12 protein-coding genes and 1 pseudogene are annotated in these 14,175 nt (G+C 66.7%); 6 read left to right on the forward strand and 7 right to left on the reverse strand.

Translation table 11 applies throughout. The features are described 5' to 3' along the window. Positions 1-85 precede the first annotated feature (85 nt). Entirely contained in the window at positions 86-2,179 is a 2,094-nt protein-coding gene (locus AB4Y98_RS04985; protein ID WP_442243892.1) for a TonB-dependent siderophore receptor, read from the forward strand. On the opposite strand, the gene AB4Y98_RS04990 is transcribed toward AB4Y98_RS04985, so the two are convergent. Then, positions 2,163-3,677: an MFS transporter gene (locus AB4Y98_RS04990; protein ID WP_363730214.1), complete on the reverse strand. Its 1,515-nt coding sequence runs from the start codon at positions 3,675-3,677 to the stop codon at positions 2,163-2,165. The genes AB4Y98_RS04985 and AB4Y98_RS04990 overlap by 17 nt on opposite strands. 106 nt (positions 3,678-3,783) lie before the next feature. Here AB4Y98_RS04990 and AB4Y98_RS04995 point away from each other — a divergent pair, with 106 nt between their 5' ends. Beyond that, entirely contained in the window at positions 3,784-4,680 is an 897-nt protein-coding gene (locus tag AB4Y98_RS04995) for a LysR substrate-binding domain-containing protein (protein ID WP_059063312.1), read from the forward strand. A gap of 463 nt (positions 4,681-5,143) precedes the next feature. Here the strand turns inward: AB4Y98_RS04995 and AB4Y98_RS05000 are convergent, their stop codons facing one another. From AB4Y98_RS05000 to AB4Y98_RS05010, 3 genes are all read right to left on the reverse strand, one after another. Then, entirely contained in the window at positions 5,144-6,031 is an 888-nt protein-coding gene (locus AB4Y98_RS05000; RefSeq protein ID WP_223494397.1) for a LysR family transcriptional regulator, read from the reverse strand. A 39-nt stretch (positions 6,032-6,070) separates the two neighbouring features. Beyond that, positions 6,071-6,952: an SDR family NAD(P)-dependent oxidoreductase gene (locus AB4Y98_RS05005; RefSeq protein ID WP_442243893.1), complete on the reverse strand. Its 882-nt coding sequence runs from the start codon at positions 6,950-6,952 to the stop codon at positions 6,071-6,073. A 79-nt stretch (positions 6,953-7,031) separates the two neighbouring features. Beyond that, positions 7,032-7,895 (reverse strand): DMT family transporter, encoded by an 864-nt coding sequence (locus AB4Y98_RS05010; protein WP_442243894.1) that lies wholly within the window; start codon positions 7,893-7,895, stop codon positions 7,032-7,034. 133 nt (positions 7,896-8,028) lie between these two features. On the opposite strand from AB4Y98_RS05010, the gene AB4Y98_RS05015 reads away from it, so the two are divergent. Together AB4Y98_RS05015 and AB4Y98_RS05020 are read left to right on the forward strand one after the other, a co-directional pair. Continuing rightward, on the forward strand, positions 8,029-9,417 hold the full coding sequence (locus AB4Y98_RS05015; RefSeq protein ID WP_442243895.1) for an aminotransferase-like domain-containing protein: 1,389 nt from the start codon (positions 8,029-8,031) through the stop codon (positions 9,415-9,417). A gap of 49 nt (positions 9,418-9,466) precedes the next feature. After that, complete coding sequence (locus AB4Y98_RS05020) at positions 9,467-10,192, forward strand: hypothetical protein (protein WP_442243896.1); 726 nt, start codon at positions 9,467-9,469, stop codon at positions 10,190-10,192. A gap of 11 nt (positions 10,193-10,203) precedes the next feature. On the opposite strand, the gene AB4Y98_RS05025 is transcribed toward AB4Y98_RS05020, so the two are convergent. Continuing rightward, positions 10,204-10,677 carry a hypothetical protein gene (locus AB4Y98_RS05025; RefSeq protein ID WP_132825776.1) on the reverse strand — a complete coding sequence of 158 codons (474 nt, stop codon included), beginning with the start codon at positions 10,675-10,677 and terminating at the stop codon, positions 10,204-10,206. Positions 10,678-10,794: 117 nt separating this feature from the next. Here AB4Y98_RS05025 and AB4Y98_RS05030 point away from each other — a divergent pair, with 117 nt between their 5' ends. After that, the gene (locus AB4Y98_RS05030; RefSeq protein WP_442243897.1) at positions 10,795-11,478 is read left to right on the forward strand and encodes a class I SAM-dependent methyltransferase; all 684 of its coding nucleotides are present in this window, start codon (positions 10,795-10,797) and stop codon (positions 11,476-11,478) included. A gap of 15 nt (positions 11,479-11,493) precedes the next feature. Here the strand turns inward: AB4Y98_RS05030 and smqnr are convergent, their stop codons facing one another. Beyond that, positions 11,494-12,141, reverse strand: a complete 648-nt coding sequence (smqnr, locus tag AB4Y98_RS05035; protein WP_442243898.1) for a SmQnr family pentapeptide repeat protein — start codon at positions 12,139-12,141, stop codon at positions 11,494-11,496. A gap of 154 nt (positions 12,142-12,295) precedes the next feature. Between smqnr and AB4Y98_RS05040 the strand changes: the two are divergent. Next, positions 12,296-12,658 (forward strand): annotated as a pseudogene (locus AB4Y98_RS05040) (MFS transporter); the annotation flags it as partial. On the opposite strand, the gene AB4Y98_RS05045 reads toward AB4Y98_RS05040, so the two are convergent. Further along, entirely contained in the window at positions 12,574-14,169 is a 1,596-nt protein-coding gene (locus AB4Y98_RS05045; protein ID WP_442243899.1) for a PepSY domain-containing protein, read from the reverse strand. The pseudogene AB4Y98_RS05040 and the gene AB4Y98_RS05045 overlap by 85 nt on opposite strands. Positions 14,170-14,175: the final 6 nt, after the last annotated feature.

Genomic DNA, 14,175 nt, shown 5'->3' on the forward strand with positions numbered 1-14,175 from the left:
CCGGCAAGTGCATTTGGGAATCATTTGTATTTGGAAGCAGGCATCCGGATAATCCGCCGTCACCGCCCTTCCCGGATTTCCCACGATGCCCGCCCTGACGTCGCGCCGCCCGCTGCTGTACACGCTGTTCCTGCCCACCCTGCTGGCGTCGGCCATCGCCCAGGCCCAGGACGGCACTGCGGCCCGGACCCTGGACAAGGTGACCGTGGTGGCCGAGCGCGCCAGCACCGCGACCAAGACCGACACCGCCCTGACCGAGACGCCGCAGGCGATCAGCGTGGTCACCCAGCAGCTGTTCACCGATCGCGGCGCACACAACCTGCAGGAAGTGCTGCGCTACAGCGCCGGTGTCACCGCCGACGCCTGGGGCCTGGACACCCGCAATGACGCCAGTTCGGTCCGTGGCCTGGACCCGGTTCAGTACCAGGATGGCCTGCGCCGCAGCTACGGCTTCAGCCCGCTGGCACGCCCGGAGGTATACGGCCTGGAACGGGTGGAAGTGCTGCGCGGCCCGTCATCGGTGCTGTACGGAGCGGGCGCCACCGGCGGCATCATCAACGCCATGAGCAAGCGCCCGAGCTTCGGCGCCGCCAGCGGTGAGGTCGGCCTGCAGCTGGGCAGCTTCGATCGTCGGCAGCTGCAGGGCGACATCGGTGGTGCGCTGAATGACGACGGCACGGTTGCCGGGCGTTTCGTCGGTCTGGTCCGCGAATCGAACATGCAGACCGATGTCCTCAAGGACGACCGCGTGTATCTGGCACCCTCGATCAGCTGGCGCGGTGAACGCAGTACGTTGACCCTGCTGGCCAGCTACCAGCACGACAAGACCGGCTCCAGCCAGCAGTTCCTGCCGCTGGCCGCCACCCTGCACGCAGCGCCCGGTCGCCGCCTGGATCCGACCACCTTCATCGGCGATGCCGGTTTTGACCGCATCGATTCGCGCGTGTACAGCCTGACTGCCCTGTTCGATCATCGCTTCAACGATGCGGTCAGCCTGCGCTCGGCGGTGCGCTACATCGACGGCAAGACCACCCTGCAGCAGTTGTATGTGGACAGCTACAGCAACCCGGAAAACCCCTTCATCGATGCCGACCGGCGCGTGGTCAACCGCACCGCCTACGGCACGCAGCCGGACATCCAGGTGATCAGCGCCGACAACGCGGTGCAGTTCGACTTCGCCACGGGCGCCTTCCAGCACCTGCTGCTGGCCGGCGTGGACTACAGCCAGTACAAGGAGCAGCTGCAGCGGCTGGATGCCACCGGCACGCCCATCGACGTCTACGCGCCGGTATCGACCGCCCCGACCGTTCGTGGCTGGGAGCGCCAGCCGGACCAGGAGTCTTCCCAGCTAGGCATGTATGTGCAGGACCAGATCCGCTGGGCTGATCGCGTGTCGCTGGTGCTGGGTGCGCGTCGCGACCATGCTCGTTCGAAGACCGAAGGCCAGCCCAGCCAGACCGACGATGCCACCACCTACCGCGCCGGCCTGATCGGCGACGTCGGCGGCGGCGTATCGCCGTACCTGAGCTACAGCGAATCGTTCCTGCCGGTGTCCGGCCAGGATCTGTTCGGCAATGCATTCAAGCCGATGCGCGGGCGCCAGGCCGAAGGTGGCATCAAGTGGCAGCCGGCCCGCAACATGCTGTTGACCCTGGCCGCCTACCGCATCACCGAGACCAACCGGCAGACCAACGACCCGGACAACGTGCTGAACGTGGTGCAGACCGGCCAGATCCGTTCCAAGGGCGTGGAGCTGGAAGGCCAGTTCCAGTTCGCCAACGAGCTCACCGTCACGGCAGCCTTGGCGCGCAACGAAGCCGAGGTCAGCCGCAGCAACTTCGCACTGGAAGTGGGCGAACGCCTGAACGACACCCCGCAGGACCTGGCCTCGGCCTGGGTGTCCAAGGGCTTCCAGCTGGACGACGACGCACGGATGAAACTCGGCCTGGGTGTTCGCCATGTCGGCAACACGGTGTCGCTGGGCAATGGCGGCCGCGTCATCACCCCCAGCTACACCCTGGCCGATGCGCTGGTGGAAGTGCAGGTGACCAACTGGACCTGGGCCTTGAACATCACGAACCTCACCGACAAGCGTTACTACGCGCCGTGCCGCACCTTCGGCGATTGTTTCGCTGGCTACCCGCGCGTGGTCACCGGCACCATCAGCTATCGGTTCTGAGCACGGCAACGGCCGGCGACCGCCGCAGCAGCACATGCAGCAGCAGGGAGCTGCCGGCGGTCAGCGCCGACAACACGTGCAGCAGCTGCGCCAGCGCTTCGCCGCTGGCGCGCTGCAACTGCAGCGACGTTGACCCAGGCAGCAGCGGCTGGGCCGAATGCAGTGCACCGGTAGCCAGATAAACCGCGGCCTTGCCCACTGCCGGAGCGGATGCGCCCGGCAGGCGTTGACCGATGAGCGTCGCCAGCAATGCAGTCACCGCAGCAAGTGCGATGCCCTCGCCCGCTACCCGCACCGTGCCGAAGATTCCCGCCGCCATGCCCGCGCGTTGCACCGGCACTACGCTGACCGACAACCCGTCCATCAAGCCCCATGGCAATGCGGTGCCTGTACCGATCAGCACCAGCAGCGGGATCCATTGCGCCGGCAATGGATGTGCCGCCTGCCGCGACAGCAGATACAGCCCCAGCGCGCAGAGCAGCAACCCAGCCACACACAGGCGCGTGCTTCCCAGCCGGACGGCCCAGCGCGCAGCCAGCAGTGGCAGCACCAGCATCGGCGCGGACAGTGCCAGCATCTGCACGCCAACGGTGGCGACGCTCTGGCCATGCACGCCCAGCAACTGCAACGGCAGGACCACCAGCAGCACCACGTAGCCGAAGCAGGTTGCCACCGGCAGCAGCTGCACTCCGACGAATGCCCGCTGTGCGAACAGCGAAAGATCGAGCAACGGCGCCGGCTGCCTGCGCTCGATCAGCACGAACGATGCCGCCAGCAACACGGTCGCCAGCAATGCCCATCGCACCCGCGCTGCGTACAGGCCGAATTCGCCCAGCCACAACAGCGCCAGTGTCAGCATGCTCAGTGTCAGGCTGAAAGCCAGCATGCCCGATACGTCCAGCTGCGCAGCCTGCCCGCGGCTCTCCGGCAACATGCGGGCTGCCAGCGTGCACGCCAGCAGAGCCAGTACACCTCCGGCCGCAAACACGCTTCGCCAGCCCAGCGCCTCAAGCAGTACGCCTGCAAGTAGTGGCCCCAGCGCCAGGCCGGCACCGAAGGTCGTACCCAGCAGGGCAAACACGCGCGTGCGGGCCTGGCCGTGCCACGCCTGCGCCAACGCGGCGCTGCCCGACGCCAATGCCGCCGCAGCGCCCACGCCTTGCAACCCGCGCGCCAGGTCCAGCCAGAACAGATCCGGCGCAAGGCAGACGAACATCGTCGCCAACGCGAAGCCGCCGCTGCCCAGCAGGAACAGGCGACGCCGCCCATAGCGGTCCGCCAGCCCACCTGCCGCCAACAGCAGGCTGCCGAATCCGAGCATGAAGGCGTTGGTCACCCAAGCCAGCGAAGCGGGCGAACTGGCCAACTGGATGGCCAACACCGGCACCGCGACAGCGCCGGCCGAGAACGACAATGGCAACGCGAGCGCGGCCAGACACACCGACAACAGGGCCCAGCGCCGTTGCGCGGAGTGGGAATCGGTCAGAAAACGGGCCATCGCGGCCTCCTGCAGAAGGGGCCATTGATGATGAACAGGCCGCGATCCGGGAAAAACAGGCCCGCAGGCGTTTGATTGCAGCCAGATGTTCCGCAATCATTCCGCCATGGACTCCATTTCCGCACTGCTGGCCTTCGTCCGCACCGCCGAGGCCGGCAGCATTGTCGGTGCCGCCCGGGTGCTGGGCCTGTCCGCCTCCGCAGTGGGCAAGCGGATCGCCCGCCTGGAGCAGGACCTGGGTACGCGACTGTTCCACCGCACCACGCGCCGCATGCACCTCACCGACGAAGGCGACCTGCTGCTGCAGCGCTGCCGCCGGGCATTGGATGAACTATCCGAGGCCCAGGCTGATCTTGCGCAACGCCAATTCGCTCCGCGCGGCCTGCTGCGGATTGGCCTGCCCACCATCGGCTACCGTTTTCTGCTGCCGGTGCTGCCCGGCTTCCAGCAGCGCTACCCGCAGGTGCAGTTGGAACTTGATTTCAATGACCGCCTCGTGGATGTAGTCAGCGAAGGGCTGGATGCGGTGATACGCAGCGGTGAACTGGCCGATTCCAGCCTGATGTCGCGTCGCCTCGGCAGCTTCCACTTCGTGCTGTGCGCAGCGCCGGTGTACCTGCGAACACACGGCTGGCCACAGTCGCTGCCGGAACTGCGTTCACTGCAGGCGGTGCGTTTCCGCTTCCCGACCACCGGCACGCTGCAGCCCTGGAGCCTGCCCGGCGTGAATGGCGATGCCGGCGCTGCTCTGGCTACGGCAATGACCTGCAACAACATGGAAGCGCTGCTGGCTGCGGCGATCGGTGCCATGGGCGTGGCCTGGATGCCTGATTTCCTGGCGGCCGAAGCACTGGCCGATGGCCGGCTGCAGCAGGTGCTGCCGATGCTGGAACGGCAGCACGGACAATTCTCACTGCTGTGGCCGGGCAATCGCCACCCCAGCGCGCGCCTGCGGGTGTTCATCGATTACACGGCCGAACATCTGTTCGCCCGTCCCCGCTGAGCAGACAGATGCACCGCCCGCCGCCGCTCCCGCGCACGACGTGCATTGCCACCCCCGAGGCAAGCGCGATCAGCGCATTCGTGGCTGACCACGAACTGGCGGCGGGCGATGCGGGTTGGCGTACCGGACAACTCTGGGACTGACCGGCGGATCATTGTGATCCCCACACATCGCCCACCACGGACAGCGGGGCACGAGATCCGCAGGCGCCATCCGTGCGCCTGCCGATCACGTGCCAGAGTTGATTGTGGGACGCCAATCCCAGTCGGCCGATGATGGCCGACGGGGACATGCTGGTCGTCGTAGCCGAGGCGGTATGTAGGGATTGCCCGCACCGGTGCATCAGGCTTGCCGCAGGCATGATTCCCGAAGACAGAACTGCCGGCCGAATCACATTCCGGAGGCATGCACGACGCGGATCACCGCCGCACCCGCGCATGCAATACGGATGCTCTGCCGGCAATCACGACACTACCGGTTGTGCTGCCATCGCCAGGAAATTCTGCAGCACCGGCGTGGGTGATTCCGGGCGCATGCAGAACTGCAGTTCGAACGCAGCGTTGCCGCCGTCCAAGGGCCGATAGACGATTTCCTCGGGACGGAACCCGGCCATGCTTGCCGGCACGATCGCCACGCCCGCTTCGACGGCCACCAGCGACAGCACTGCGTGCATGCCCTGTGCTTCCTGCACGACCCGTGGCGTGAAGCCGGCAGCAGTACACAGGCCCAGCACCTGCGCGTGGAAGCCGATGCCTTCGGCCGATGGCCATGAAACGAACGGCTCGTCCACCAGGGCTGGGACATCCAGCCGTTGCCGTGCGGCCAGCCGATGCGCGCGCGGCAGGGCAATGGCCAGTCGATCATGGTCGAACGCCTGCAGATGCAGCTCTGCGGAAATGATCGGCGGAATCAGGATGCCCAGGTCGATGCGCCCTTCGCGCAGCCACTGTTGCTGCTGCCGCGAGGTGGCTTCGTGCAGATGCAGCTGCACCTGCGCAAACGCATGACGGAACTGGCGGATCAGCGCCGGCAGGCGCCCATAGAGTGCGCTGCCGACATAGCCTACGCGCAGGCTGCCGGTCTGCCCTGCCGCCGCTTCCCGCGTGCGCTGCAGCGCCTGTTCGGCATGCTGCAGGGTTGCACGCGCCTCCACCAGCAGCGTCTGCCCCGCCGCGGTCAGGCCCAGCGTGCGGTTGCCGCGTACGATCAGCCCGGTACCCACCTCGTCTTCCAGGCGCCGCATCGCCGCCGTCAATGGCGGCTGCGACATGTGCAGGCGTGCAGCAGCGCGATGGAAGTGCAGTTCTTCGGCCACCGCCACGAACTGGCGGAGCAGGCGCAGATCGATCATTTCATCGCAGGCAGGTGGAGACCTGCCTAGGGTACGCGTTCAACCGCGCGCATCGACACTCGGCCGCGCAATGACCGGCCACTGCAGGGCCACCGATTCGATGCTGTCCGCTGCGACCGCACGCAGGTCGCGCGGATAGGCCACGTGTTCGGCTTCCTGCAATCGCAATGCATGGAACTGGCCGTTGCTGGCCCGCAGTGTCCAGCCACCCTGCCGGCAACGCGTGGAGGCAAGGAAGGCAACCCCGGGCGCCACCGCCTCTGGATGCAGTTCATCCGGTTCCCCATCGATGCCCCACATGCGGGTCTTGGCCACCGGCGACACCGCGTTGACGACGATGCCGTGTTCGGCACCTTCCAGGGCCAGCACATTGACCAGCCCCTGCGCAGCCAGCTTGGCCATCGCGTAGCCGCACAGGCCGCGCTGCGCATACTGCGGGTACAGCGCGCGATCGGATGTGGTCAGCACGATGCGGCCGCCGCCGGCAGCACGCATCGCAGACCATGCCGCCTGTGCCAGCCACAGCGGTGTCTTCGCCGCCAGGCACAGCATCTGCTCCAGCGCATCGTCTTCCACCACTTCGATACCGGCGTAGGCCACCCAGCCGGCGTTGTGGATGATGAAGTCCAGGCGACCATGCCGCTGCAGGATGTCCTGCACGAGCGCGTGGCAACCGCTGCGCTGGTTGATGGGGCCGCTGGCGGCTTCGACCGGCAGGCCCTGGGCATGCAGTGCTGCCACCGCCTGGGCGATGCGCTGCGGATCGGTACCCGTGCCGTCCGTTGCGGCGCCCACGTCATGCATCACCACGTGCGCGCCACGCTGGGCCAGCAGGCGGCTGTAGGCCAGGCCGAGGCCACCGGCGGCACCGGTTACCAGGCCCACCTGGCCTTCGAACGAGATACTGGAATTGGGTTTCATCGGCACAGCTTCAACCAAGCGCGCCGGCCCCGGCCAATACTGTTGGCGGCACGCCACGATACGCCCACGCTATCGCGCGTCATCGGCTGAAGCGGCGGGCGCCGGCCACGCAGATCACCGCTGCCACGGTCACCAGCAACATGCCGGCGCTGACGGTCTCGTGCAGCAGCAGCGCCGCCAGCGCCAGGCCGAAGAACGGCTGCAGCAGCTGCAGCTGGCCGACCGCCGCGATACCGCCTTGGGCCAGGCCGCGATACCAGAACAGGAAACCGACCAGCATGCTGAACACCGCCACGTACCCCAGCGCCCACCAGGCCGACGCGGCGACCGCCGTGAACGAGGCCGGACGCATCGCCACCATCAGCGGCAGCATCACCGGCAATGCAAGCAGCAGTGCCCAACTGATCACCTGCCAACCACCCAGATGCCGGGCCAGGCGACCGCCCTCTGCGTAGCCGAGCCCGCACACCACGATTGCCGCCAGCATCAGCAGATCGGCCTGCAGCGAGGCCTCGATGCCGTTGCGTGCGGCATAGCCGACCACACAGGCGCTGCCCAGCAGCGAGAAAACCCAGAATGCCGGGCGTGGCCGGTCGCCGCCGCGCAGGACGCCGAATACCGCCGTGCTCAGCGGCAGCAGTCCGAGGAACACGATGGTATGTGCCGAGGAGGCGTGGCGCAGGGCGAGCGCGGTCAGCAACGGGAAGCCCACCACCACGCCCAGGCTGACCAGCACCAGGCCGGGCAGATCGCTTCTGACCGGACGCGGCTGGCGCAATGCCAGCAGCAGCACCAGCCCCAGCAACGCGGCGATGCTGGCGCGCGCGGCAGTAACGAAGCTGGCGTCCAGTTCCATCACCGCCATGCGAGTGGCCGGCAAAGAGCCGGCGAAGATCACCACACCGATGAAGCCATTGATCCACCCGCTTGCCGACCGTTCCACACCCTGCTCCAGAAGTACCGGGCAATAGCCGGCTGTGCCCATCATTGAGCCACCGGGCGCCGGCGATACACAGCTACAATCCAGTACAGTTACAAGTAACTGTACTGCCCACAATTCCCTTACAGTCGCTCTCATGTCCCAACCACCCAGCCGCATCGACAGCGTCATCCACGCCGTCCGCTCACGCATCAGTTCACGCCTGGATGGCCCGGGCAGCCGCCTGCCATCGGTGCGCGCGCAGGCGGCGACTATGGGCGTTTCCGTGTCCACCGTGGTGGAGGCCTACGAGCGATTGGCGGCCGAAGGCGTGATCGCCGCGCGCGCCGGCTCCGGCTTCTACGTGGCTGGCCCGGCAGCACCGCTGGCGCTGGCCGAGATGGAACCGCGTCTTGATCGCGCGGTGGACCCGCTGTGGGTGTCGCGGCAATCGCTGGAAACCCCGTCCGGCCACCTCAAGCCGGGCTGCGGCTGGATGCCCAGCGACTGGCTGTACCACGATGGGCTGCGCCGTGGCCTGCGCCGCATGGCCCGCGCCGACGCCGCACACCTGGTCGACTACGCAGGGCCGCTCGGCCTGCCGGCACTGCGGCAGACGCTGCAGCGACGCGCGGCCACGCTGGGCATCGACGCGTCGATGGAGCAGTTGCTGCTGGCCGAATCGGGGACGCACGCGGTCGACCTGATCTGCCGCTTCCTGCTGAAGCCCGGTGACTGCGTGCTGGTCGACGACCCGAGCTATTTCAATTACCACGCGATGTTGAAGGCCCATCAGGTGCAGGCCATCGGCATACCGTACACACACACCGGGCCGGACCTGCAGGTGTTTGCCAGCGCGCTGCAGGAACACGCGCCACGCCTGTACATCACCAATGCCGGGCTGCACAACCCGACCGGCGCAGTGCTGTCGGCGACCACGGCACACCGCCTGCTGGGCCTGGCCGAACACAGCGAACTGATCATCATCGAAGACGACATCTTCGCCGACTTCGAGCTGCGCCCGGCGCCGCGGCTGGCGGCCCTGGATGGATTGTCGCGGGTGATCCATGTCGGCAGTTTCTCCAAGACCATTTCCGCGGCATCGCGCTGCGGCTACATCGCCGCGCGCCCCGACTGGATCGAAGCACTGACCGATCTGAAGCTGGCCACCAGCTTCGGCGGTGGGCACCTGGCCGCGCACCTCATGCAGATCGCACTGACCGACAGTGGCTACCGCCGCCACATGCAGGCGGTGCGCACGCGCCTCGCCGATGCGCGCAAGCACACGCTGCGGCAGGTGCAGAAACTGGGCATCACGCCGTGGCTGCAACCCGAAGCAGGGCTGTTCCTGTGGTGCCAGCTGCCCGATGGCCGTGATGCATCGGCGGTGGCCAGGCAGTGCCTGCGCGAAGGCGTGGTGGTAGCGCCGGGCAATGCCTTCAGCCAGTCGCAGCGGGCTGCCGACTACGTGCGCTTCAATGTGTCGCAGTGCCAAGACCCGAAGATCTGGCAGGTGCTTGGGAAGGCGTTGCAGCAGCACAGCTGAGGCATCCGAGTGCGTTATCCTGCCAGCCATCCAGGCAAGGAGCGCCCGCATGCGTCGATGGATCGGCATCACCTTGGTCTGCGGGCTGGCCAGTGGTTGCGTCACGTTCGGGCCACCCGACGGCTCGCTGCAGATCGCTGGCTATGCGCCCACGGATGGCAACTTCCAACTGCAGATCACCGCGCCGGGGGCGTCCAACACGGATGCCGAGCCGGTACAGGGCTATTTTCAACGGCACTTGATGGTTCATTCCAGCAGGCCCGGTCGCGTCGCCCTGCTTTGCAATGGAAGGCTGCAGGCCGAACGCAGCTTCCGCTATGGCCGCGACGTGGGGTTCGGCGAGGTTCTGCCGCTTCTTGTTTTCGAACGCAGCGCGCTGGATCTGGGCGGCAGCACGCCGGTCGTACGCATGCGCGCCTTCCAGTCCGACTTCCTGGAATGGAACAAGGCCTCGCTTGCACGGCTGGCAGAGCATGGCCCATCGCGCGGCCAGGCATTGGCCGATGCGTCGTACGCGAAGCTGGTGGAGCACTATGCCCTGCCGGGCACCTCTCGCACCGTCATGCGCCGGCCCAGCGTCGAGTCAGCGCATGATCCGGAAATGGAACAGGTCCTGGCCGTGCAGATCCTCGGCGACGCAGCGTCCATACGTACCGCGCAACAGCGCCGCTCCACCGTCCGCATCCATGAGTACCGGTTGCAGCGCGTACACGATGACTGGCGATTGGCCGGCCTGTATCGCCTGGAAGCAGACGGGATGAAGCCCGCGCTCTGAAAAGCCCCGGCTCAATGGGCGAGGTAGGTCTCTGCCGGGATGTCCAGAAGCTCCGGACCCGAAAGCGCCGCGCCCTGCAGATCGGCGCCGGTATTCAAGGCATTGTCGATCGCATTGAGCGACGAACTGCGCTGGCAGATCGCCCGGAACGCGGCGCGTGGACCTTCGTGGTACATGACCAGGGCGCGCTGGAGACCGGCGGCGAATACAGGCTCACGGTCGAGCGGCAGTTCATGCAGCTCGCCTTGTGCGTCGGAGGCGGTGAATGTACCGGGCAGCTGCACGCCCAGTTCCATATGACCGATCAGGGCCATGGCGAAGGCTTCAGGCAACCACACCAGCAGGCGGCGCATCTGCCAGTGTTCGCTGCCGAGCGCGAGCAGCGCCCGCTCGGCCTGCTCCTCATCCACGCCCTCCCGTCCCAGCATTGTCAGCGCCAGTTCGAAGGCTTCCGCCGATGGCATCGCGGGGCTGCGAGGGTCCATTCCCGATCTCTTCAATGCATGCAGGCGCAGACCTTAAGCAAAGGCGGGCCACTGTGCAATCGAGACTTGCCGAGCACGGTAAAGTGGATGTTCGCCATTGCCGCAGGAGTCCTTCCGATGTCCTTCTCCGATCCCCACGCCGTGGCCCGCTACGCGGAGGGCCCGCTGCGGCAGGTACCAGGTTTCCTCGGACTGCAGCAGATGAGCCACCTGCTGCTGGCCGAACACGTACCCGATGATGGCGAGGTGCTGGTGCTCGGCGCAGGCGGCGGTCTGGAACTCAAGGCCTTCGCAGAAGCGCACCCGCAATGGCGGATGCTCGGCGTCGATCCTGCCGCGCCAATGCTCGCGCTGGCCGAACAGACCCTGGGGCCGTTGATGGCCCAGGTGACGCTGCTGGAAGGCTACATCGACGATGCCCCGCAGACCGTCTTCGACGGCGCCACCTGCCTGCTGACCCTGCACTTCCTCACCATTGAACAGCGCCTGCACACCCTGCGCGAACTGCGGCAACGGCTGCGACCGGGTTCTCCGCTGGTGGTGGCCCACCACAGCGTGCCGCAGGACGCAGACGGCAAGCATCGCTGGCTGCAGCGCTACGCCGCGTTCGCCGAGGCTTCCGGCATTCCACGTGCCGATACACAGCGCGCGATCGAGGCGATTGCCGAGCGCCTGCCGCTGCTCTCACCCGAACAGGAAGTGGCGCTGCTGCAGGAGGCCGGCTTCGAGAACGTGGAACTGTTCTACGCCGGCTTCAGCTTCAAGGGCTGGGTGGCACATGCGCCGGCCACACCGGTATAGCGCCGCGACGCACGCTCATGGCACCACGGTGATGCCGATCCGCTGCATCAGCAGCGCGACCTGCTGCACATCGAGCGTGGCGCCACGCAGGTTGGTGCTGCGCAGGTCCAGTTCGCCCAGTTCGGAGTTGGTCAGGTCGCAATCGGTGAAGTTGGCGGAATTCCAGTCGACGCCATCGAACTGGCCGCCGGACAGGTCCGACCCCGCAAAACTGGCGCCGCTCACGTTGGCGCCGTCCCAGCGGTTTTCCCACAGCTCGCACTTCTCCAGCGTCACCCGCGAGAAGTTGGCATAGCGCAGGTTGCTCTTCTTGATGAAGGCACTGCAGAACCAGCTGCGCGTGGTGATCTGGTTCATGAAACTGGCGTTGCTGAAATCGGCACCCTGTGCGCGGCATTCGCTGATTTCCAGCCCCAGCGCCTTGATGAAGTTGAAGCTGCACATGCTGATGTCGCACTGGCGGAAGCTGGCTTCCTTCAACGTGGCACCACTGAAACGGCACCCGGTGCGCGTGTCGGCATCGTAGAAGCCGCAGTTCACGAACTCGGTGGCGGTGAGGTCCACGCCGGAGAAATCGCATTCGAGGAACTGCTGGTCGACCACCTTCTGGCCGGTGAACTGATCGGCGCCGATGCGCAGCTTGTGGTGAACAGTGGAGGACATGCAGGGTTCCGTGCCGGGTGCCTTGCCATGATGCCGCGCTGGAAAGGCGATGGACAGCACCAACTCGCGCGCGATTCACCAGCGCTGCAGCCGCAGTGTGTACAGGCGTCCCTACGCGCCGCCACCAACGCCAGATACTGCACATTAACGCACAGACAACCTGGTAGAGCGCATCGGCCGGCAGAGGGCGATCGTGACTGGTGCGCTGCTGGCCTGCGCCGGCGTGCTGGTGCTCACCCTGGTCACGCCATGGCAGGTGTCGTTGGTCGGCTATGTGCTGGCCGGCCTGGGCTGCGCCACCATCGCACCGGCGCTGTTGTCGCTGGCTGGCAGCCAGAACCGGATGCCGCGGGCGATCGCCATCACCGCCGTGTCCACCCTCGGCTTTGCCGGCATTCTTGCCGGCCCGGCGCTGATCGGTTTCGCCGCCAATCACTTCGGCCTCATCGCCGCCTTTGTCGGTGTGGCGATGGCGCTGTTGCTGGTGGCGGTGTCGACGCGCTGGCTGCGGGCATGAGGCGCATGGCGGCGCTTGTGCCGGAATGTCATGCGCAACCGCCGGTAGCCAATGACGGTTGCCGTTGCACATAACGCGGTGCCTGCCAGGCTGAGCAGCAGCAGCATGACCAGCCGCGCACTGTGCTGCCGCAGCATTGCCGGCAAGTCCCAGCTGTGCAGGAAGGAGAACAGCCAGCGACCTGCGCGCTCGCGCTTGCCCAGCGCCAACAGCAGATCGCCGGTGGCCAGGTCAACATAGACGCGGGTTGCCTCAGCGTCATCGAAATCAGCCATCGCCACCGGAAAGCGACGTACCGCGGCGCCGTTCATCGCCTCTGCAGCGCGTGGGTAGAAGTAGGCATCGGGCGCCTGCAGAATGGTGAATCCGCGCAGCCCCGCGTCGGACATCGCCGCGACCCTGCCCCGCAACCATTCTGCACCGAACGCAGTGGACACCTGCAGTGCGCCGCCACGCTCACTGACCACGCGCGAATCGGCATTGCCATCCAGCGCCACCGCGAACAGTTCACCGCCGATGCGTCGCCACTGGATCTCGACCGGCACGAACTGCGGTGTATGCACCGCAGCCAGTACTGCAGCCGGTTGCGCGAGGACGCCAGTATCCGCCGGCACCCCACCCTGATAGCGCGCAACGTCAAGCGAAGCGCGTGAGCTGCTGAACACCCCAAGCGGGTTCATCGACATCAACCCACTGAAGATCCAGGTGAACACGAATGCACTCGCCATCAAGCCGATCAGGTGATGCCAGCGCATCCACGGCTCCTGGTACGGCGTCTTCGACCCTGACCGGTACTGTCCGCGAAACCCCCAGCGCCAGATGCCGACCACGACCCCGCTGATTGCGGCCACCGTGCACAGCGCCGACAGCACGATCACCGTCCAGGTCCAGACCAGGTCCACCGACTGCATGCGCAGGAAGTACAGCCAGTGTAACCACGCACCCACATAGTTCCAGCGCTGCTGCAGGCGCGGTGCATCCAGCACGACTTCGCCGGTATGCGAGGACACGTAGACATCACCGGGCTGTGCGCCGCCGACGCCGACACGAAACAGCGGTCGATGCGGATCCAGCGCGCGCGAATGCGTCCAGCGGTCTTCGTCCAGCGGCATGGCGCCAACGAAGGCAGGGCCGCCGGCGAACTGCGCGGCGGAAACCTCGGCCAACTGCGCCGATACCGGCGGCAATGCCTGTCCGGTAAGAACCGACCACGCGCCCACGTTCGCGCCGGAGCGCACCACGTAGGCGGGCTCGCCACGCAGCGTCGTCAACACGACGCGCTCAGGCTCCTGTCGCACCACTTGCGGCAGCACGGAAAGTGCCTGCCAGCCCCGCGCGTCGACCAATGCGGGCAGCGCGGCCAACCGCTCCGCTGGCGTCAGCTTCGGGTAGCCGACGAACAGCATCACCATGCCGCTGACGAACCACAGCAGCATCAGCAGGCACCCGCCGATGCCCAGCCAGCGATGCGTCAGGTAGGTCCAGCGCCTGGCGGTGGATCGCAACGACATGGCGTG

The organism is Stenotrophomonas sp. 2YAF26 (assembly GCF_052114625.1).
In the GTDB taxonomy this organism is placed as follows: domain Bacteria; phylum Pseudomonadota; class Gammaproteobacteria; order Xanthomonadales; family Xanthomonadaceae; genus Stenotrophomonas; species Stenotrophomonas indicatrix.